The organism is Rhodopseudomonas infernalis, assembly GCF_022271405.1.
Lineage (GTDB): Bacteria > Pseudomonadota > Alphaproteobacteria > Rhizobiales > Xanthobacteraceae > Rhodopseudomonas > Rhodopseudomonas infernalis.
The window spans coordinates 37,323-56,522 of record NZ_JAJNAL010000006.1 but is presented as its reverse complement, the minus strand read 5'-3'; the positions used below and the strand labels follow the sequence as shown (position 1 = coordinate 56,522).

General features: G+C 64.3%; 20 protein-coding genes. 5 read left to right on the top strand and 15 right to left on the bottom strand.

The features are described 5' to 3' along the window. Positions 1 to 7: 7 nt before the first annotated feature. The 6 genes from LPW26_RS06240 to LPW26_RS06215 are packed head-to-tail and all read right to left on the bottom strand — an operon-like array spanning position 8 to position 6,297. Positions 8 to 1,063, bottom strand: coding sequence for an ABC transporter substrate-binding protein (locus LPW26_RS06240; protein ID WP_238733459.1), 1,056 nt, complete (start codon positions 1,061 to 1,063; stop codon positions 8 to 10). A gap of 29 nt (positions 1,064 to 1,092) precedes the next feature. Next, a complete protein-coding gene (locus LPW26_RS06235; protein ID WP_238733456.1) occupies positions 1,093 to 3,393 on the bottom strand; it encodes a xanthine dehydrogenase family protein molybdopterin-binding subunit in 2,301 nt (766 codons plus the stop codon). Further along, entirely contained in the window at positions 3,380 to 3,862 is a 483-nt protein-coding gene (locus LPW26_RS06230; protein ID WP_238733453.1) for a (2Fe-2S)-binding protein, read from the bottom strand. Before LPW26_RS06230 ends, LPW26_RS06235 begins: the two co-directional genes overlap by 14 nt. Further along, on the bottom strand, positions 3,859 to 4,722 hold the full coding sequence (locus LPW26_RS06225) for an FAD binding domain-containing protein (RefSeq protein WP_238733452.1): 864 nt from the start codon (positions 4,720 to 4,722) through the stop codon (positions 3,859 to 3,861). Before LPW26_RS06225 ends, LPW26_RS06230 begins: the two co-directional genes overlap by 4 nt. A 13-nt stretch (positions 4,723 to 4,735) precedes the next feature. Beyond that, positions 4,736 to 5,515 (bottom strand): ABC transporter permease, encoded by a 780-nt coding sequence (locus tag LPW26_RS06220; RefSeq protein WP_238733451.1) that lies wholly within the window; start codon positions 5,513 to 5,515, stop codon positions 4,736 to 4,738. Between the two features lie 8 nt (positions 5,516 to 5,523). Further along, positions 5,524 to 6,297 (bottom strand): ABC transporter ATP-binding protein, encoded by a 774-nt coding sequence (locus tag LPW26_RS06215; protein WP_238733450.1) that lies wholly within the window; start codon positions 6,295 to 6,297, stop codon positions 5,524 to 5,526. A 337-nt stretch (positions 6,298 to 6,634) separates the two neighbouring features. On the opposite strand from LPW26_RS06215, the gene LPW26_RS06210 reads away from it, so the two are divergent. After that, positions 6,635 to 7,501 carry an IclR family transcriptional regulator gene (locus tag LPW26_RS06210; protein ID WP_238733441.1) on the top strand — a complete coding sequence of 289 codons (867 nt, stop codon included), beginning with the start codon at positions 6,635 to 6,637 and terminating at the stop codon, positions 7,499 to 7,501. A gap of 22 nt (positions 7,502 to 7,523) precedes the next feature. Here the strand turns inward: LPW26_RS06210 and LPW26_RS06205 are convergent, their stop codons facing one another. The 3 genes from LPW26_RS06205 to LPW26_RS06195 all read right to left on the bottom strand — a co-directional run bounded on the left by LPW26_RS06205 (position 7,524) and on the right by LPW26_RS06195 (position 11,301). Then, positions 7,524 to 8,528 (bottom strand): LLM class flavin-dependent oxidoreductase, encoded by a 1,005-nt coding sequence (locus tag LPW26_RS06205; RefSeq protein WP_238733439.1) that lies wholly within the window; start codon positions 8,526 to 8,528, stop codon positions 7,524 to 7,526. 41 nt (positions 8,529 to 8,569) lie between these two features. Then, positions 8,570 to 9,757 carry a M24 family metallopeptidase gene (locus LPW26_RS06200; RefSeq protein WP_238733436.1) on the bottom strand — a complete coding sequence of 396 codons (1,188 nt, stop codon included), beginning with the start codon at positions 9,755 to 9,757 and terminating at the stop codon, positions 8,570 to 8,572. A 290-nt stretch (positions 9,758 to 10,047) separates the two neighbouring features. Then, entirely contained in the window at positions 10,048 to 11,301 is a 1,254-nt protein-coding gene (locus LPW26_RS06195) for a hypothetical protein (protein ID WP_238733435.1), read from the bottom strand. A gap of 379 nt (positions 11,302 to 11,680) precedes the next feature. On the opposite strand from LPW26_RS06195, the gene LPW26_RS06190 reads away from it, so the two are divergent. The 4 genes from LPW26_RS06190 to LPW26_RS06175 all read left to right on the top strand — a co-directional run bounded on the left by LPW26_RS06190 (position 11,681) and on the right by LPW26_RS06175 (position 13,536). Then, positions 11,681 to 12,121 (top strand): hypothetical protein, encoded by a 441-nt coding sequence (locus LPW26_RS06190; RefSeq protein ID WP_238733434.1) that lies wholly within the window; start codon positions 11,681 to 11,683, stop codon positions 12,119 to 12,121. 293 nt (positions 12,122 to 12,414) lie between these two features. After that, positions 12,415 to 12,588 (top strand): hypothetical protein, encoded by a 174-nt coding sequence (locus LPW26_RS06185; RefSeq protein ID WP_238733433.1) that lies wholly within the window; start codon positions 12,415 to 12,417, stop codon positions 12,586 to 12,588. A gap of 314 nt (positions 12,589 to 12,902) precedes the next feature. Further along, a complete protein-coding gene (locus tag LPW26_RS06180; RefSeq protein ID WP_238733432.1) occupies positions 12,903 to 13,190 on the top strand; it encodes a hypothetical protein in 288 nt (95 codons plus the stop codon). Between the two features lie 4 nt (positions 13,191 to 13,194). Beyond that, the gene (locus LPW26_RS06175; RefSeq protein ID WP_238733430.1) at positions 13,195 to 13,536 is read left to right on the top strand and encodes a hypothetical protein; all 342 of its coding nucleotides are present in this window, start codon (positions 13,195 to 13,197) and stop codon (positions 13,534 to 13,536) included. A gap of 144 nt (positions 13,537 to 13,680) precedes the next feature. Here the strand turns inward: LPW26_RS06175 and LPW26_RS06170 are convergent, their stop codons facing one another. The 6 genes from LPW26_RS06170 to LPW26_RS06145 form a co-directional block, all read right to left on the bottom strand. Further along, complete coding sequence (locus LPW26_RS06170) at positions 13,681 to 13,998, bottom strand: hypothetical protein (RefSeq protein ID WP_238733428.1); 318 nt, start codon at positions 13,996 to 13,998, stop codon at positions 13,681 to 13,683. After that, on the bottom strand, positions 13,976 to 14,392 hold the full coding sequence (locus tag LPW26_RS06165) for a hypothetical protein (RefSeq protein ID WP_238733426.1): 417 nt from the start codon (positions 14,390 to 14,392) through the stop codon (positions 13,976 to 13,978). Before LPW26_RS06165 ends, LPW26_RS06170 begins: the two co-directional genes overlap by 23 nt. A 2-nt stretch (positions 14,393 to 14,394) precedes the next feature. Next, on the bottom strand, positions 14,395 to 15,027 hold the full coding sequence (locus LPW26_RS06160; RefSeq protein WP_238733425.1) for a hypothetical protein: 633 nt from the start codon (positions 15,025 to 15,027) through the stop codon (positions 14,395 to 14,397). A gap of 1 nt (position 15,028) precedes the next feature. Then, entirely contained in the window at positions 15,029 to 16,069 is a 1,041-nt protein-coding gene (locus LPW26_RS06155) for a glycoside hydrolase family 19 protein (protein WP_238733424.1), read from the bottom strand. A gap of 137 nt (positions 16,070 to 16,206) precedes the next feature. Beyond that, a complete protein-coding gene (locus LPW26_RS06150) occupies positions 16,207 to 18,618 on the bottom strand; it encodes a hypothetical protein (RefSeq protein ID WP_238733423.1) in 2,412 nt (803 codons plus the stop codon). 8 nt (positions 18,619 to 18,626) lie between these two features. Further along, positions 18,627 to 19,193: a DUF4376 domain-containing protein gene (locus LPW26_RS06145; protein ID WP_238733422.1), complete on the bottom strand. Its 567-nt coding sequence runs from the start codon at positions 19,191 to 19,193 to the stop codon at positions 18,627 to 18,629. Positions 19,194 to 19,200 lie beyond the last annotated feature (7 nt).

The window sequence follows — 19,200 nt, the reverse complement described above, 5'->3', positions numbered from 1 at the left end:
ATCCGGATCACTTCATCTTGCTGATGTCGAACGCCACCGCCTGCTTGCGAACCTCGTCCTTGTCGAACTTGTTGATCTCGGCGATCAGATCGTTGGTGTAGATGCGATTCAGCGGAATGTCGGTCTTCAGCACGCCGCTGGTCTTCATGTAGTCGAGCAGCCGGCGCCAGTCGGCGTCGATGAAGGTGCCGAGCATGCCTTTGGTCTTGGGCGAATCCCAGATTTCCATGCGACGCTTGTTGACCATCACGCCGCCTGCGAGCGCTTCCTTAGGATCCATGTTCTTCGGTTCGGATTCCGGAAACAGCTTCCAGCTGATCTTCACGGCCGCCTCCGGATTGGCCAGCGAGAACAGATAGCCCTTCGCCACCGCCCGGGCGAAGCCGACCAGCATCGTGCGGTTGCTATCGAACGCCTCGCGGCGGGCCAGCAAGCCGACGTCGGGAAGACTGGCGAAACCCTCGCCCGTGTCGAGATATCGGATTTTGAAGCCGTTGGCCTCGAACTTGGAGGTCTCCTGCGAGGAGAACACCAGCGCGTCGACGACCTTCTGGTTCAGCGCCGTCATCGCCTGCGCGCCGCTGCCGACCGCCACGAACGACACGTCGGTGTTCGGGTTGAGGCCGGCTTCGGCCGCCATCGCCTTGCCGAAATTGCTGCCGGCACTGCCCATCGCGGCGATGCCGATCCGTTTGCCCTTGAGGTCCTTCATGGTCTGGATCGGGCTGTCGGGAGCGACGGTGACGGTCCAGATGCTGCGATAATTGCACTCGTAGAAGTACTTCAGATTGAGGCCCTGCTCCGACTGCAGGCCGACCAGCGCCTGACCGGGCGACGCGGCGCCGACATCACCGGCGCCGGAATTGATCGCGAGCGCCACTTCGTTGGAACCGCCGACGGCGATCAGATTGACATCGAGACCTTCCTGGGAGAAGTAGCCCATGTACTTGGCGACGCTGAATGGCGAGAACGCCTCGTTGATCAGCTTCGCGGGGATCAGCGCTTTCACCGGGGTGTCGGCCTGAGCCGCACCAACCGTCAGTAGCAGGCCGACAAGCGGCATGGCGACTCGGCAAAGTCTTGACGTCCGTTTCATCTCACCTCCTTACGATGGGCTTCACTGGAAGAATGCATCAGATGCCACAGGCGGGGTGGCGTGAACGGCAGGTGGCAAGGCTCGCAGCCGAACGATCGCAGCGCGCCAGCGATGGCATTGCCGACCGCGCCGCCGACCGCAATCAGGCCGCCCTCGCCTGCGCCCTTGGCGCCGAGCGGATTATTGGGTGACGGCCGCAATTCGAGCGACACCGAGCGAATGTTCGGGAAGTTCGCGACACTCGGCAGCAGATATTCGGCCAACGAACCTGTCAGCAGCTGTCCGTCTTCGTCGTAGTGGATCTGTTCGAGGAACACGCTGCCGAGTCCCTGGACGACCGATCCGATCACCTGGCCGTGCAAGGTCGCAGGATTGATGATCTTGCCGACATCCTCGACCGTCAGATAGTCGAGGATCTCGACCTGTCCGGTGCGCGGATCGACAGTCAGGTGCACCGCATGCGAGCCGTAGCTGTAAGTGTGCTTGGTGTTGCTGAAGGTCGCCTCGGCGCTCACGCCCTGACGGGCCAGCTCACTGAAGCTCAGTTTGCGGCCGCCGAAGGCCGCCGCGCCGTCGGCAATGCCAACCTGCTCCGGCGTACAGGAAAATGCCGCCGCGGATACCCTGGCGATCTCGCGCTTCAGCGCCTCCGCCGCGAGTCCGACGGCGTTGCCGCCCATCACGGTCGAGCGCGAATGAAACGATCCAAACCCCTCTTTCACCAGCGTGGTCGAGCCGTGGCGCACCCGGATTTGCTCGATCGGCACCTCGATCGCGTCCGAGGCGATCTGCGCCATCACGGTCTCGAGCCCCTGCCCGATGGCCGACGATCCGACATCGAGGTCGACGCCGCCGTCCGGCCGCAGCGTCATCCGCGCGCTCTCGCGCGGCCCCGCGGCGCCGCCCTCGATGAAGCAGCCGAGTCCGAAGCCGTGATACTTGCCGTCGATCAACCGCCCCTGATCGGCGACGCGCCGGTGCCAGCCGAATTCCTCCAGGCAGCGCTCGAACACGACCGCATAGACGCCGCTGTCACAGGCCGTCTCGCTGCTCGGATCGACATGCCGGGTCCGCGGCATCTTGTACGGCATCTCGTGCTCGGCGATCAGATTGCGGCGACGGATCTCGTCGGGCGCAATGCCGAGGTCGGTCGCGGCCATCTCCAGCAGCCGCTCGAAGAAGAACGCCGCCTCGAACCGGCCGGGGCCGCGATAGGTGCCGGCCGGCGTCTTGTTGGTGACGAACACTTCGGCATCGACGCCGACATTGGCGATGCTGTACGGCCCGCTGAGAAACTGCGCGACGTTGCGCGGCGCGGTGAAGCCGTTGGTGCGGACATAGGCGCCGATGTCGACTTCGATCGTTCCGCGCAGACCGACGACCTTGCCGTCGCGGCGACAGGCGATCTCCAGCGCCGCGGCCATCTCGCGCGCGTGGTTCATCGCCATGAAATGTTCGCGCCGATCCTCGGTCCACCTCACCGGACGAGCCAACCGCTTCGCGGCGAACGGGATCAGGAAATCCTCGGGATAGAACTCGCCGCGGGCGCCGAACCCGCCGCCGACGTCGACCTCGATCAGATCGACCTGCGTCTCGGCGAGCCCGAGCATGCCGGCGAGCGTTCGCCGATTGAAGAACGGCACCTTGGCGGCGCCCGACAGCGTCAGATGCTCGGCGGCCGCGTCCCACTGCGCGAACAGGCCGCGCGTCTCCATGGTCATCGCGGTGTGGCGCTGTGTGCTGAAGCTGGCTTTGCGGACGTAGTCGGCGTCGCGAAACGCGGCCTCGACGTCGCCCTTCTCGGCCCGCATCAGAATCGCGCGGTTGCTGCCGGACGCGGCGAACAGCAACTGATCGTCGTTTCGTGCGGCCTCGACACTGGCCACCGCCGGCAGCGGCTCGATCTCGACCTCGACCAGTGCCGCCGCATCCTCGGCCAGCGCAGCGCTCGCCGCGACCACCACGGCGAGCGGCTCGCCGACATAGCGCACCACCTCGTGGGCGATCACCGGCTGCAGATACGGCTCGCCTTCCGGCAACACCTGCTGCCGCAGCGGGATCATCGGCACGCTGCCGATATCGCGTGAGGTGAGCACCGCGACGACATCCGGATGCGCAACAGCCGGGTCGACGTCGATCCGGACGATGCGGCCGTGGGCGACGTTGCTGCGGACGATCACCGCATACACCGTGTCCGGCGTGGCGAGGTCGCCGACATACTGGCCGCGCCCGGTGAGAAAGCGCGCATCTTCGAGGCGCTCGACCGCGCGCCCGACCATGGTGTTAGACCGCTGCATCGGCGCCGCCCTGGTAAGCCGGCTGTGCCACGCACGCCGCCTCGACGATCGGCAGATAGCCGGTGCAACGGCAGGCGTGCCCGCCGAGGGCCTCCTTGATCCGGTCCTCGCTCGCGTCCGGCTCGCTGCTGAGCAGCGCATGCAGCGTCATCAGGATTCCGGGCGTGCAGAAGCCGCATTGCAGCGCATGGCAGCGTTTGAACGCGGCCTGCAACGGCGACAGCGCCGCGGGCGAGCCGAGCCCTTCGACGGTGGTGATCGTGCAGCCGTCGCTCTGCACTGCGAGGGTCAGACAACCCCGAACCGGCGCGCCGTCGACGATCACCGTGCACGCGCCGCAGACGCCGTGCTCGCATCCGAGATGCGTCCCGGTCAGCCGCAACTGATCGCGCAGCAAATCCGCCAGAGTCAAGCGTGGCTCGACGTCGAGCTGCCGCGCTTCGCCGTTGACCGTCAGGGCGATCTTCATGCCGCGCCCCCTCGGGCGTGCGCCTGGGCCAGCGCGTCTTCGAGTATCACCCCGAGTAGCGCCGTCCGATACACACGATCCGCATTCAAATCATCGACGCAGTCGACCTCGCCTGCCAGCACGTCCCGCATGTTCGCGAGGTCAACATCGTCCACACGACGGCCATCGAGACAGCGCTCGACCGCAAACAGCCGCTGCGGCATTTCCACCGCCGCGAAGGCGACGACGCGGCTATCGCCAATGACGCCGGCGGCGTCGACCGCATAGTGCAGACAGATGCCGGCGAGCGCGAAGTCGCCGGGACGACGCGCAAACTCCGCAAAGCCGTAGCGCCGCCCCGCCATCGCGGGGATCCTGATTTCGGTGACGATCTCGGCAGCGTCCAGCGACGTCTCGAGCGGCCCGGTGAGAAACTCGGCGATCGAAATCAGGCGCGGTCCCGACGGCCCGACCGCGACAACGCTCGCATCGCAAGCCAGCGCGACGGCCGGCAACTCGGCCGCCGGATCGGCATGCGCGATGCTGCCGCCGATGGTGCCACGGCTGCGGATCTGCAGATGCGCGACATGGCCGATGGCTTCGACCAGCAGCGGATGCACCTCAGCCAACAGCGCCGACGCTGCGATCTGGCACCAGCGCACGCCTGCGCCCAGTCTGATGGTGCCGTCCTCGACAACGATCTGGTCGAGCCCCGGCACCCGCGCGATATCGACCAGCAGCCTCGGCGCGGCGAGCCGGAACGCCATCATCGGCAGCAAGCTCTGTCCGCCGGCCAGCACCTTGGCGTCGTCGCCCTGCAACAGGGAGATCGCCTCGGACAACGAGGTCGGGCGCGCATAGTCGAATGCCGGCAGCTTCATGGTGTCGATCCGTCTAACCGAGGATCGGTGCGGGATCAGACCGCAGCCAGAAGATCATCCGCTTGCGAGCGAACTTCACTACACTGTGCAGACTGAGACCGATCGCCGCGAGGCAGAGCAGCACGGCGAACATGCCGGCGACATCGAGATTGAAGTTCAGCGAGGTGATCAGGTAGCCGAGCCCGACCTGGGCGCCGACGAATTCACCGACGACGGCGCCGATCACGGCGAGCACCGACGCAATCTCGAAACCGGCAAAGATCAGCACCAGCGCCGACGGAATGCGCAATCGAAACAGCGTCTGCATCGGCGTGGACCCGAACGCGCGCATCATCTCGAGCTGGTTTTTGTCCACCGACTGAAAACCAGAGACGACGCTGACCAGGATCGGGAAAAAGCAGAGCAGCGCGGTGATGACGATCTTCGATGTCAGGCCGTAGCCGAACCACATCACGAACAGCGGCGCGATCGCGATCTTCGGCACGGTCTGCATCGCCACCACGTAGGGATACACCAGCCGCTCGACGGCCGGCATCAGCGAGATCGCGCTGCCGACGACGAGGCCGGCAATGCCACCCGCGGCCAGACCGGTCAGCACCGACGTCAACGTCGCGACGAAATGCGGCCACACCTCGCCGGTCGTCACCATCTCGTACAACCGCACGATGACGGCGCTCGGCGCCGGAATGACGAAGGGCGAAATCGCGAAGATCCGGACCACGCCCTCCCATGCGGCGAACACCGCGAGCAGCAGAGCCAGAGATTGCAGTTTATGAATGGTCCTGCTGCGCATCGTCTGGCTCACATGTCCTGTCCGGGCGCCGACGCTGCACCGAAGTGCCGCCGCACGCGATCGCTGAGCTCGGCGAAGGCCGGCGTGCCAAGCGTGCGCAGATCGCGCGGCCGCGGAATATCGACGTCGAGAATTTCCGAAATCCGCCCCGGCCGCGGCGACATCACCACGACACGATCACCGAGCAGCACGGCTTCCGGGATACTATGGGTGATGAACAGGACGGTCTTGCCCTCCTGCGAACACCAGCGCATCAGCTCGACATTCATGGTCTCGCGCGTCATCGCGTCCAGCGCGCCGAACGGCTCGTCCATCAGCAAGATCTTGGGATTGCGCACCAGCGCCCGGCAGATCGCGACGCGCTGCTGCATGCCACCCGACAATTCGAACGGATATTTGCGCTCGAAGTCCTTGAGCCCGACGAGATCGAGCAACCCGTGTGCGCGCTGTTCGATCGCCGGCGAACGATCACCCTTGAGGTGGGCCGGCAGCAACACGTTCTGCAGAACCGTGTACCAGGGAAGTAGCGTCGCCTGCTGGAAGACGACCGAGACGTCGTCATTGGGGCCGCGAACTTTGTTGCCGCCGACCACGATCTCGCCGGAGGTCGCCCCCTCGAGGCCCGCCAGGATCCGCAGCAACGTGGTCTTGCCGCAGCCGCTCGGACCGACCACCGAGACGAACTCACCCTGCGAGATCTCCAGGTCGACGTCCTTGAGCGCATGGACCGTCTCGTCCGACCGCGTCCGATAGATCTTGCCTGCCCCGCGCACCGAAATCATCGACGCCTGCTCCCGCAGGCTCGTTCGACCGTCTGTCTTGCGTAACGCGGCGATCGCCATTTGCGGGTTCTCAAGTCCTTCACACTGTGCTCAATATCGGTACGCCGTTCCACGTATTGAGCTTATTCTCCGGTTCGCCGATTAGTCAACGTCGAATGTCGGCATGGTGGTCGCATGACGAAGCGGTGGAGGCGCACTACACGTGCGGAAGGATGACAAGCTAGGCAGCTCGCGCTTGCGGAAACGGCAGAGTGCGCCGATCATGAGCAACTCGCTCGCCCATGCGCAAAACGCGGACGCGACTGCAGCCGCTGAAGATCGAAGGATGGAAGTAAAGATGACTCAAGAGACCGGTTCCGGCGCGGAGAATCAGTCGGTAGCGCGGGCGATCGCTATCCTCGATCTGCTGGCGGACTCGCCTCCGCTCGGCGTCCGCGAGGTCGCCCGCCAACTCGATATCGCGCCGAGCATCGCGCTGCGCCTGCTGAAGACGCTGAGCCGCGCCAACTATCTGGAGCAATCCGGCGAGAACGCGCGCTACACGATCGGCTACCGTGCCTTCCGCACCGGCAATGCCTTTCTCGGTCAGAGCACGATCCACTCCGCCGCGATGCCCGAGCTGCATCGACTGGCCGATCAGCACATCAACGGCTTTCTCGGCGTATTGCGCGATCATGCGGTCGTCTATCTGGCGACCGTGCCGAGCAGCGGACCGATCGCGCTGAACCATCGCCCCGGCGCGCAGACCTATCTGCACTCCACGGCTCTCGGCAAGGCGATCCTGGCCGAATACTCGGACGCGGAGGTGAAGCAGCTACTCAGCGAGACGCCGCTCCCGAAGCTGACGCCGCAGACCAAGGTCCACATCCCCAAACTCCTCGTCGAACTGCAGGAGGTTCGGCGTTTGGGATATGCCCTCAACGAGGACGAGAACCGGGTCGGCGTGTATTCGGCCGGCGCCGTGGTGCGCAATGCCGACAACAAGGCGATCGGGGCGCTCAGCGGCGGCGTACCCAGCGCCGGCCTCACCGACAAGGAACGCGCCCGCGTGATCAAGCTGGTGGTGGACGCCGCGCTGTCGGCGTCACGCAAGCTCGGCGCCAGCATCGCGGGCGATTTCGCCGGTGCCGGCCGATCTTTCGACCGCTCCGGCGCATCGTCCCGCAATGCGGGGCGGGTGACAGAGCCGCAGCCGCGCCGCTGAGCCGGCGCGGCGCGGGTCCGCATCATTGCACGTGCGGCATGACCTCCTCGGCGAACCAGCGCACCTGGTCGTCGTATTCCTGCAGCGAATTGACGGCGACGACCATCGCGGCGCAGTGGTCGACGCCGATCGCCTTCAGCTTGTGGATCTTCTCGATGATCGAGGCGGGAGAGCCGACGAGGTTCGCGGTGACCTGGTGCACCGGGTCGCGGCCCGTATAGGCCAGCGACACACGATGCGCGACCAGACCGCTCTGCATATAGGTCTTCTCCGCCTCGGCATCGGTCTTGCCGATCAGCAGCGAGAATTGCGGTGCGATCTCGATCTCGGCGGGATCGCGGCCCAGCGCCTCGGCGCGCTGGCGGAGCTGACCGATCCGCTCCTCGATCTCGTTGAACGGCCGCCACCCCGGCAGCCAGCCGCGCCCGACAGCCGCCGCCCGCTCGATCGACTGCATGTTATGGCCGCCGATGAACAGCGGGAACGGCGTCTGCGCCGGTTTCGGAAACAGTTCGACGCCGTGGAAGGAATAGTACTTGCCGTCGAAGCTTGCCGATTTCTCCGAGATCAACGCCAGGAACGACTTCAGCCCCTCCTCCATCATCTCGCCGCGGTGGAACGTCTTGGCCTTGCTGCCGGCCCAAGCCTCGAACTCCTCGCGATAGGCGCCGAGCCCGACCGCCATGGTGAAACGGCCGCCCGACATCTGATCGATGGTGCAGACCTGTTTGGCGAGATACACCGGCTCGCGCATCGGCATCACCAGCAGCGCAGTGCCGACGCGTAGCTTCGTCGTCGCCTGCGCGATCATCGCCATCACCACCAGCGGCTCGAAGAAGTTCGGCGGCGTGTCGGGATACATGTCGCGCACGTAGTGCTGCGTCGTCATGTGGTCGTTGCCCCAGACGCCGTCGTAGCCGAGCTGCTCGCATAGCACCGCGGTCTTCACCAGATCCTGAGGGGCACAAAACGGGATCGGATAGGCCAGACCCTCGTAGCCGGTCGCCAGGCACACGGAAAATTTCACATTGCTCTCCTTCGAGGTGCAGTTCGGGGATTTTCGCGGGGTCAGATCGCCAGAATGCGCAGCCGTCCGTCGCGCGCCATCAGGGATTCGCTGCCGTCGCGGGTGATCAGGATCATGTCCTCGACCTGAAGGCCGGCGAAGCCGAGCTCGTAGTATGGCGTCTCGACGCAGACCACCATGTTCTCCTCCAGCACGTCGCTGGAGTCGGCTGCGATGTTCGGCGGATCGTAGCCGTCGATGCCGATGCCGTGGCCGACATGGCTGCGCTCGTAGTGCGGAATGCCGTTGCGGCGCACGGTTTCGACGACTTCGTTGAACAGAGTGGCGACGCGCAGCCCGGGCTTGGCGATGTCGTGGGCGCGCTGCACGCCGAGCCACAGCGCGTTGTGATAATCGCGCACCTTGGCGGTCGGCTCGCCGACCGCCGCGATCCGCGAAATGTCCGAACGATAGTGCCGGTAGCGGCAACCGACATCGAAGCGGATCACGTCGCCGCGGCGCAGCTGCCGCGACGATGGCTGCACGTTGCTCATAGCGCTGCGATCGCCGAAGCCGATACAGCCGGTCACCGGCACGCCGTCGAGACTGGTCGTGGTGCTGTGGAACACCCGGGCCATTTCGAGCTCGGTCATCCCCTCTGTCGCGGCGTCCAGCGCCCGGTCGATCGACCGCTCAGTGATCGAGCACGCCATCCGCAGCCGGGCGATTTCCTCGGGCGTCTTGATCGCGCGGATTTTCTCGAACAGCTTGAACGACCGAACGAATGTGGCTTGCGGCAGGCGCTGGATCAGCTCCTCCATGCATTGCGGCGTGATGCCGAGCTCGTCGATGCCGATCCGCGCGGACCCGCCGACGTCATCCGTGAGCGCCGCGACCAGCGCGTCGACCGGCCCCTTGTATTCGCGGTCGGAAAACAACGCGACCTGCCGCTGATCTTCCGCGCTGAGCGTCGCCGACGGATCGACGTCCGTGCGGAAATACGAGAACCGCCGCACCTGGCCGCCCGGGTTCTGGTCCGCCACGAGGTCGAGCAGCGATGTGCTGGTGATGATGCAGAGCTCGGCCTTGGTCCGGCTGTACATCACGTAGGCCTGCGGCCCGCGCCGGACCCATTGCGACATCGCCCAATAGCCGCCCAGGTAGAGCACATTCTCCGGCGTCGTCGCGACCAGCGCGTCGAGCCCGTTGTCTTGCATGATCTCGGCGGCGCGGGAGGCATTCAGCAGCATGACAGCCCTGTTTCTATTATCGGCACGGTGTTTCTAATTTTGACGATGCGCCGCCGCCCTGTCAATTCGCGCGCAGCTCTGATTTTGAATTTAAACGCGGCGGCCTGCTCAGAAGGCGGGCAGATCGGCGAAATAGTCAGCCGCGCCGTCCGCCCGAAACCGGGATAGAGACAGCGTCAAGGCGATCGGTGTGAGGGGCAGGAACCGGTGAAGCCGGTCAGCAGCGAGCTGAGCCGGAGATGGCGACTGAGCTGATGATGCAGCCCCGAGGCCGCTGATTGCGGCCCGCGCTACCAGCGCCGCGCAGCGCCGAAGTTTTCCGATGCGGCCGGTCGGAAATAGATTTGCGTCACCGCCGAGACGAGATTGAGCGCGATGCAGAGGGCGACGAGGACGGCGGCGAAGCGGCGCGCCTCGATCCGTGCCGACAGATAGACCACGTAGAACGGCAGCATGAAGATCAGGTAGCGCTGCGCCGGCCGGCTGAACGACAGCACCACGACGAACAGCGCGATCACGCCGATCATCGCGCGATCGCGGACCGTGTGCGGCTGGTTGAGCAGGCTGAGGACGAAGACGGCGAACAGGCCGGCGAGAACGACGCCCGAGACCCCTGCCCCGACCCAGCGATCGAACGGACCGAAATTCATCTCGCCGCTGGACGACGGCAGCACGGCGCCAACGAGGCCAGCGAGTGCAATGGCGGCGAGCTTGAGCATGCGACCACGGGGATCGGCCATCGTGCTCTGCAGCGAGAACGGCATCGCCAGCAGCGCGAGGAAGCCGCCATAGTGCACGACGTTGGTCAGCACGTGCTGCGTGGTCAGGCCGTGCTCGGTGACCCATTTCGGCGCCGTGAGCCAAAATCCGAAGGCCTTGAACACGGCGACGTTATAGACCGCGAGGACGCAGCCGGTGAGGGCCACCACGATGCCCAGCATCACGCCTCTGAATTTGACGGACTGAGTCCCCGTCGGCGCGAGGGCGATGAGCGGCAGCAACAGGACGGCGTGGTACTTCAAGGCCGCAGCGAAAGCGAAGACGCCGGCGCCCGCCAGCACCATCGCCGGCCCCTGTGCGCGCCAGCAGATCGCGATCGCAGCCAAAGCAAACGCCATCGGCGGAAAGTCGGCCGTGCCGCGGCCGGCGAACACCCAGATCAGCGGATTGAGCATGATGGCGGCGGAAATCAGCCAGCCGCCGATCCGGGCCTGCGTGACGATCGCGTGCAGCCCGGCAGCCATGACGGCGAAGCCAATCAGCGAAACCAGCCGGCACCCCCAATCCACGCTGATACCGAGGACATGCGCCAGCGCAGCCCCGACGGCAGCCAACACGAGCGTGTTCGCATCGGATTCGAAGTAGGCCTGCACCAAGGCGGCGTCGCCGGTCTGGAAATAGCGCGCAGCCGAATTGAACGCGCTCTCCTGGTTGACGAAGGGCAGCCACAGAGTCCCGAGGTGCGCGACGACGAGAACGCCCAGGGCAAAGGGGCCAGCGTGTCTGGAAGGCGACCGATCGTGTGCGGAGGCTGATAGCGACATGGGAACCGCTTAACAACTCTCGCCGAAGCGCACAAGTAATCGCAGCGGCGATCGGCGATTGCGGCAGGCGAAGTTGGGGCGTGAGACCGAGCGGCTCATGATGTCCGCGGACATCCGATCTTGCGACAGCTTCCTAACACTTCGGCCAGCGCAGGGTGGCCGACTTCCTTCTCGCGCCCGCCACACAACCATCGGGGCGATCGCTCAAGTTCGAATCGATCCGTCTCGTCCGCGTTGTACTTATTGTGCCGTTGCAACTACGCGCCTCACAGCGCTGTGAACCAGGGATGGTTCGACGCCGGAACAACTCTCTGCGGACCACGTTTCGTCGTCATCGAATTCGACGCTTCATGAGATCACCAACAGGGAGAATTACCCGATGATTCGCACGATCGCCCTCGCCGCCGTGGCGGCCACAGTCGCGTTGTCTGCCGCGTCCCCGGCTTCGGCCCAGCAGCGCGTCAAGCACATGAAGAACACCGCCGCCTGCTCGCAGATGGATCCGAATTGCCGCTACGACAGCCAGGCGCGCTCCACCGATCGCGACCAGTGGGGTGCCGGCGGCTGGCGTGACAGCAACGCGGCGTTCTGGCCGGCCGACGTCGCCGCCGGCGTCGTGGGCGGCGCGATCGGCACTGCCGGCGCCATCGCTACCGCGCCGTTCCGGGCCGGCTATGACGGGCAGTATGGCTGGAACCAGCCCACCGGCTGGGGTCAGAGCTACGGCTGGAACCAGTCCTACGCCGAGCGCAACGGCTTCGTCTGTCAGCCGGGCACGACCTTCCGCGGCCAGGACGGCCTGATGCATCTCTGCCAGTAAGCAGAACCGCATTTTACGAAAAGCCGCTTCTCCGGAAGCGGCTTTTTCATGCGCGGATAGCGTTCGCGGCGCTCAAGTGATTCGGTTAATGCTCCCGTTCATCAGCAATTAACCGTATGCCAAACGACTAAACGCCGGAACATCCTTCCGCATTGCGGAAAGGCGTATCCCGAACGTCCCTTCTGGCGGTTCCGACCATTCGCAAAAGCGGGGAAAAGCTAAAATTCGAACGATTGGCTCAACCTGACGCCAAACTGCTTGGGGCACAGTGCGGCTCGACAGGGAGCCGACCAATGAGTGAAGCCGAATACAAACGCCTGCTGGACGACGTCAGCCACGCCTTCGCCGAAACCGACCAGGACAATCAACGACCGTCCGGGCTGGTGGCATCGATGCGGCGCGCAGCCAATGACAATCAGACCGAGTGGCCGATGATTCCCTTCCCGACCGGCTGGCACGCGTCCTGAGCGACCGCGCAAGACCACCTTCGCCTGATCAAGGCGGAGCGCGCCGGCGGGCACAAAACGCCATAGTTGCCTAACCGTCTGATCGCCTATAGAAGATCGCCCGTTGGGGCCACGTGGCGGAGTGGTTACGCAACGGTCTGCAAAGCAGAGCGTTTCCGCAATCGGCTCAACAGGCAATCTGAAACAGTGGCCAAAATGGTCACGTTTTCCTCGTTTTTTGCCATTGATCTCTCAGAAGAATTTTTCTTTTCAGAATGGCCAACCACCGCTTGGACGCGTCACAGCCCCTCACCCTCCGCCGCGTTCGCCACCCCATGTCCACGGACAACTACCGCGTGATCTGGCACCGCAATGCGGAGCCCCCGATCGAGGTCGGGTCGATCGGGGTCCAGACCGGCGCCGCCGGCCGGGCATTCTGGGCATGGGGGATCGACACGGTCGTACCTGTGCGGGAGTTCGCGACACACGGCGAGGCGCCGGACCGCGAAGCCTCAATGGCGGCGTTCCGGGAAGCATGGGATAGGTTCACCTGCGACCCGGCGAGACTTGCGCTGTTCGTCGAATGGAAAGCAGCGAGCGCTGGCGGAGACCACAGCGGATAAACCGATGATCTTCGCGCGGATTGGCGTCACCGCCATGCCGAGGCGACATGAGCTGCCCCAGCGCACCAGCCGCGCCGCGACGATAAAATCCAGCGGCATTACCGCCGTCCACCGGCGCCTCCCGATCACAATGGATATCGGCCGCACCAGCGGCCGCATTGCGACAAAGGGGATTGCCGTGACCAAATACGACGATGATCTCGCCTCAATTCTTGAAATTTTAGAACGAGCAGTCGCTGCTGCCGAGCGCCTGAAATTGCCGACGCTCGGCTACCTGCTGTCGATGGCGGTGATGGAAGCCACCGAGCAGATGCGAACTTCTGAAGCCAAGCGCCACAGGGCCTAAAACGCAAAAAAAAAGCCCCGCCGACATGCCCCATTGCGGGAGCGGTCGGCGGGGCCAGTTTTGGGAGGGCCCTTGGCGGGCGAAGTGCCGGCGGCGGGAGGCGAGCCGTCGGCGTCATTGCGGCGCGGGCACGCGCCGACCGGGTTAGCGCCGCCGGCGGTCGCTCATTGCTTCATCGATCTTGTTGGCGAGATCCTCGAGCGCGTTCGTGGTCTTGACGTCGTGCTGCCGATCGAGCGCGGCCGCGTGGCAGTTCATTGCGATCGCCAGCTTGTCGAGCACCTTGATGTAGTCGCCAAACTGGTTGGCCTCGACGATGGTCCCCGCGATGCTGACGAACGGAGCAGATTGCACTGCCCTGGTCTTGGCGGCATCGCCCTGGCTGACGCCCCGCCATGCGGCGAGCGCGGCCAGCACCATCATGCCGAAAGCGATCGCGTCAGGGGTTGTGATACCGAGCATCGAAAGCCGCCCTGTTGATGGAGAACAGTTCAAAGGCTGACAGCAGGGCGTACACTGCAAAGCCCGTGGGGATCGGCATCTCGTTGATCGCCGACGACTGGTAGAGCAGGATCGACACCTGCCCCCAGGACAGCGCTCCGAACAATGCTCCGAACATCCGGATATGCGGCGACCGCGGCCAGCGGCCGTTGATGTAGAGCGCGACCAGCCGGCCGGCCCCGATGAAGGCGAACGCGAAAGCCCAGAACGTTTCAGTCGTGCCGAACCGGCTGAAGGCGACGAAGCCGGGCTGCGCCAGCGTATCGCCAGGCATCGCAAGCGTCGCCCCCCAACCGACCATGACGAGGGACGAGAACCACTCGATGGTTCGGTCGGAGAGGCTCTGGAGGGCCACCCTCATTTCCTTCGACCTGCCACCGCCGTCGTCACGGCCGAGACGACGCCGCCGACCGGCTGCCCGGTGATCGCGGTCTGGCGCTCGTTGCTGCCGGTCCAGACGTGCACGCCGAGGACGCCGAACCGCGCGCCCCACCACACGGTGAGAACCGAAGTCGCCCCCACCAGCTCGTTGATCTTGCCGGCGACGACGCACCAGACGATCAACGCCGCCCAGAACGGGCATTCGATCGCGAGCTCGTAGGCCATCCATGTCCGCCAATGGCCCCACCATCGGTCCGGCGTGGCCGCCTGCGCGGCAGTCTCTGCCCGGATGGTCTCGTTGACCTGGTCGATCTGCTCCTTGGCCACGTCCGCCTGCACCTCGACGATCCGCGTCAGGTAGGCGTACTTCGCCGCAACCTCGGACTCGGCAGCCGACAGCTGCGCCTTGGCCACGTCCGGATCGGCGGCGATTGCGTTGCTGACGTCTTCCGGCGATGCTTTCGACGAAAGACCGAGCGCCGACTTGATGCGCGAAGCCGCGAACTCCGACACCGGCCCCGGCATGCCGAGCGCAGTGCCGAGGATCGGAAAGCCGAAGTCGATCGCCGTCTTGGCGATCCACGCGTATCGTCCGAGATCGATCGCCATCTCAGGCCGCCTTTCGCTTGGAGGTTTTGCGCTTGGGCGCGGACGTCTTCGCGGCGGCCGGCCGGCGCTTGCGCCGCGGCTTCGCCGCCGGCGGCATCGGGGCATCCATTGCGGGCGCATCCGCCACCGTCTGGGACGCCGCCAGCGACGGAGCCGGCAGCGTTTCAGTCGCCGCGGCCTTGCGGCGCCGCCACCACCACCACGCCGCGCCACTGAGGGCCGCCACAGCGACCAGCACCAACGCCGCGACCAGCCAGGCTTCCCAGCCCCACCCCTGCTGCACGCCGGTCGCGACCGCAGCCGAGGTCGTGCCGACGGCGCTGCCCACCAAAGCCTCACGCTTGCTCACCGGCGCCGCCTTCGGATCCGGGATCGCCGCAGCCTGGTCGGACACCACCTGCAGCCGCTTGATGATCGGATCGTTGCCGGCCATCTGCGCCTTTCGGTCTGCCATGCCGTTGGTGCCGCCATTCCAGGCCTTCACGCAGCCGACGAAGTCGCCCGCGTCGGCGAAGCGATTGAGCCCCTTCCACTGCCAGAACGCCGCGCAGATCTCCGGTTGCAGGTCGAGCCGCGACGCGATCTCCGGGCTCATCACAGCCGGCAGGCCGGTGATCCGCTCCAGCGCCGCGTAGCCGTCGCGGCCGGTCCATTGCGGTCCGCCGCGCCCGATGTAGCGCGAGCCGTCCGACGTGCCCGGCCGGTTGCCCATGCGGCCGCCGTAGATGTCGTTAAACGCCTTGGTCTGCCAGCCCTTGGACGTGCCGAATTTGGCCTGCACCGCCGCAGCGCTCTTGAACCGGTTCGGCCACACAGCCGCCATCCGCGCGGCCGTGTAGTTGATGTTCTCGGTCAGGTTCGGGATGGTGAACCCGCCGCACTCATGCTCGATGTTGGCGAGGAAATACGCGAGGCGTGTCTTGGTCGCGGTGATGCCGGCCTTGTCGAGCGCGGACTGCTTGACTGCGAACGCGTCGATCACCTGCTGCGGCGCGCGCGGGAAGATCGCCCGCCAGTCGGCGGCCGTGAGTTTGATTGGCATCTTGTTCTCCATGATCGGCCGACATCGGGAGCGTGGTGGCCCACGCTTGCGTTGAGGACTACCAGTCCCATGCACAGTCCATCTGCGCCGCGCCGCCGAGCCGGAGCGGCGACTAACAATGGTCGGCGCTGCTAATTCTACAGCCCAAGGTTGATGATTGGCGCCCCGTTCCCTACAAACTCGGTGAAAGCGGCTCCTTCCGCGAATGCTGGCATCGCATTGTTGTAGGTAGATGCCACACTCAGAGCATTGGCTGCGAGAGAAGCAGCTCCCATGAAAGCAGCCATGAACTGATCCGCGCTTGGGATGGAGAGCATCGTGGGGGGCGCCCCCGTGCACTTTACTCCCATCCAATACCAGCCAGTCGGCAGAAATCCAAAGAACGCTAAAACTGCGTTCGAGTTGTTGGTTGCGGTCGACGCGCCGGCGTTGTCCACAAGCACTGGGCTTCCAAGCGGCCGATTGGACAAAGCGCTATTCCGCCAGACTGCCGCCTTTATCGATGAGCCGGCACCGCCTGTGACCACCCTGCCTGATCCGGACGTGACTTTCCTGGCATGGTCGACATAGAACGGGTAAAGATAAATAGTGTCCGCCCCCGGGATAGCGACTGTAGAGATGACAGTTCCTGTCCTAGTTGCGTACAGGCGACCGGTGATTAGTTGCGACCCTTCATAATCGACGATTGCACCAGACACGGCCGAGACTTCAAGTCCAGTGTTGCCAACGCCACGAACATTCTTCAGCGAAATAAAGTTGTTATTTGCGGCGCCGATTTTGACAATGTCAGTGACAAGCGAAGAAGTGTCGATCACTCGCACTTCGGAAATATCAGCAGAAAGCCCGAAGTTCATGTTTCTGAGGTCAACGGCAAATGGCTTAGTGACAGTGCGCTGACAAATGTCTTTGCCATGCAGATCGCGATACTCGAGATTGCCGCCAACCCCGTTCCGGCCGGTTGTAACAATGGGGCCTCCGACTTCTCGCGCGCTGATACCTCGCAATATTGTTTCTCTCGCATCATCCACGATGGCGCCGTATTCCCGGTAATCGGTGCCATCAAACGTGACGCCGGAGTTGGTTCTAACTGCAGAAAAATTTGACACTTCGCTGCGATCACCGCAAGTTCCAGTCGACCCGGAATAGCCGCCCCTGATCCAAGCCCCGGCGCCGATAGTATCGGTTGCGCTGCAACCAAGGACCCGCGTCGCTCTCGATCGTATCTGGAAGCCTACAAAATGCCCTCCGATGGTGTGGCAATTGCTGAACGTGATACCATCACCCGTCTGATGTGTATCAAAGCCAGCGTTCTTTGGGGAGATATGCTGGCTGTTCGAGATGAGTGAATTCCTCGGACACCCATAAGACCAGCCGTAAGCTGCGACAAGACCGTAGGTGGTGTAGGCGTGACGCAGACGCTCGGCATAAAGCCGGTCAACTATCAGGCCCTCATTGAGGTTTCCCTCTCCGATGCCGTACCCAAAACCTGACGCCCCTTCTGACGATTCCGGACTGCTCGTCCCGGTCGTAGCCGACCCGCCATCGTACGCGCGATAATCCGAAATCAGCGCCCCGCGACATCCGATCAACTGAACTCCCGTTGCGATTGGGCCCTTTACGCGCACCCCCTGCACGAGCGGACGCCGGCAAAATCGCAAATCGATCGCGCTCCGCTCGGCATAGGTCGTGCTCAGTCCAGTCAGTGAGCTGTCCATCACGAAGGCGACGTCGCTGTAAGCCACACCATCGGTCAGGGACACAGGCAGCAGTCGTGCCGTCGCTGCGACGAGGTAGGAGTCCTTGAGTGGTTGCCAAAATGTAATCGTGTCGCCGCTAACGCCAAGAATATCGACGAACTCCGCCTTCTTTGATGGCTGGCCGGCATCGATAGCGGTCTCGCTGATTATAACGCAGGTTTGCCCGACTGCGTAGCTCGCCCCCAGTCCAGATTGCATGACCACGCTGACACTGCCGACCAGAGCATCGAGACCGATGAGCCCGCCAGAAACCTCCGGCGGCGCGTTATGCGTCTGGAAAACGTTGCCATCACCATACTTGGTGATGACTGTCTTTCCATACTCGCCACGGACGACTACACCTGGATTAGAGAGAGCGGCGGATGAACTTGTGAAGTTTCCAGCCGGGATTAGTATGGTACCGACCCCGCGAGCTGAAGCGTCAGCCACAGCGTCGCCCCACACAGTTTCAATACCGACGTCGCCATTCCTGATTGCAGTCCGCTGCGAGCGTGACACGGCGTAGTCCAGAACGCTAACTACATCCCTCAAACGGTCGCCAATTCCGAGGGCCAGCAGGATATCGTCCGCCGTGGCAAGGCTGATGAGATCCCGACCGAACTCCGTCAGTTTGGCTACGCTCGGATCACCATTTGGCTTGACATAGGGGAAGGTCCCGGGGGTCGCGTCTAGACCAGACAGCGCGCCCAGCATGCCGTCGATCTCGTGCTCTTCGTTCCAATCGGAAGGCTGCACGATAGTGCTGTCTGCGGTGTCGTTCCGCGGAGAGTGCTTCTTGTGCTTGATGCCCATGGCAGTCCTCAGACCTGCGCCAGCGCGGCGTCGACTTGCGCCAGCGTGGTGATCTCGCCGGCTTCAATCGTGGCGAAGATCTGCGGGAGGGCATCGAACGTCGACTGAACCCAATCAGCGACCTCGGTCGCGGCGGTGACGAAGTCAGCAGCGTCAATCGTCGCAAACTCGGTTGCGCCGATCTGCCAAAGCACCGTTTCCGGCGGATTGGCCTGCGCCAACCTCGAGACTTTGCCGTTCATCAGGGTCAGGCCGTCGAGATTGCGGCCGTCCGTCGACGTCGCGAACAGGATCTCCTGCTCATCGACGGTCACCGCCTTCCCTGCGGTGACGAGCGACCACTGCGCGGCGTTGGCGTAGGCGATCAGTTCGCCCTTCGTCGGCTGCGGCGCGACCGGCGGCGACGACGTGCCGTCTTCCGCCAGCACGTCGCCGACAGCGGCCCCTGGAGGACAGGCATGGAACGCAGCAGCGATGTCGGGATGGAAGGCATCGGCCGGCGTGATGCCGTCCGGAAGCTGCACGAGCTCGAGGATTGCGCCGGGGACACCGGCGCAGCGGGCGTAAGTCGTCATGGTCATT

Excerpts from the sequence above, each read along its gene's own strand:
- LPW26_RS06220 (WP_238733451.1), bottom strand. The coding sequence starts at position 5,515 with ATGCGCAGCAGGACCATTCATAAACTGCAATCTCTGGCTCTGCTGCTC.
- LPW26_RS06160 (WP_238733425.1), bottom strand. The coding sequence starts at position 15,027 with ATGGCGATCGATCTCGGACGATACGCGTGGATCGCCAAGACGGCGATC.
- LPW26_RS06215 (WP_238733450.1), bottom strand. The coding sequence starts at position 6,297 with ATGATTTCGGTGCGCGGGGCAGGCAAGATCTATCGGACGCGGTCGGAC.
- LPW26_RS06235 (WP_238733456.1), bottom strand. The coding sequence starts at position 3,393 with ATGCAGCGGTCTAACACCATGGTCGGGCGCGCGGTCGAGCGCCTCGAA.
- LPW26_RS06150 (WP_238733423.1), bottom strand. The coding sequence starts at position 18,618 with ATGGGCATCAAGCACAAGAAGCACTCTCCGCGGAACGACACCGCAGAC.
- LPW26_RS06230 (WP_238733453.1), bottom strand. The coding sequence starts at position 3,862 with ATGAAGATCGCCCTGACGGTCAACGGCGAAGCGCGGCAGCTCGACGTC.
- LPW26_RS06240 (WP_238733459.1), bottom strand. The coding sequence starts at position 1,063 with ATGCCGCTTGTCGGCCTGCTACTGACGGTTGGTGCGGCTCAGGCCGAC.
- LPW26_RS06145 (WP_238733422.1), bottom strand. The coding sequence starts at position 19,193 with ATGACGACTTACGCCCGCTGCGCCGGTGTCCCCGGCGCAATCCTCGAG.
- LPW26_RS06185 (WP_238733433.1), top strand. The coding sequence starts at position 12,415 with ATGAGTGAAGCCGAATACAAACGCCTGCTGGACGACGTCAGCCACGCC.
- LPW26_RS06190 (WP_238733434.1), top strand. The coding sequence starts at position 11,681 with ATGATTCGCACGATCGCCCTCGCCGCCGTGGCGGCCACAGTCGCGTTG.
- LPW26_RS06195 (WP_238733435.1), bottom strand. The coding sequence starts at position 11,301 with ATGTCGCTATCAGCCTCCGCACACGATCGGTCGCCTTCCAGACACGCT.
- LPW26_RS06210 (WP_238733441.1), top strand. The coding sequence starts at position 6,635 with ATGACTCAAGAGACCGGTTCCGGCGCGGAGAATCAGTCGGTAGCGCGG.
- LPW26_RS06170 (WP_238733428.1), bottom strand. The coding sequence starts at position 13,998 with ATGCTCGGTATCACAACCCCTGACGCGATCGCTTTCGGCATGATGGTG.
- LPW26_RS06175 (WP_238733430.1), top strand. The coding sequence starts at position 13,195 with ATGATCTTCGCGCGGATTGGCGTCACCGCCATGCCGAGGCGACATGAG.
- LPW26_RS06200 (WP_238733436.1), bottom strand. The coding sequence starts at position 9,757 with ATGCTGCTGAATGCCTCCCGCGCCGCCGAGATCATGCAAGACAACGGG.
- LPW26_RS06155 (WP_238733424.1), bottom strand. The coding sequence starts at position 16,069 with ATGCCAATCAAACTCACGGCCGCCGACTGGCGGGCGATCTTCCCGCGC.
- LPW26_RS06180 (WP_238733432.1), top strand. The coding sequence starts at position 12,903 with ATGTCCACGGACAACTACCGCGTGATCTGGCACCGCAATGCGGAGCCC.
- LPW26_RS06225 (WP_238733452.1), bottom strand. The coding sequence starts at position 4,722 with ATGAAGCTGCCGGCATTCGACTATGCGCGCCCGACCTCGTTGTCCGAG.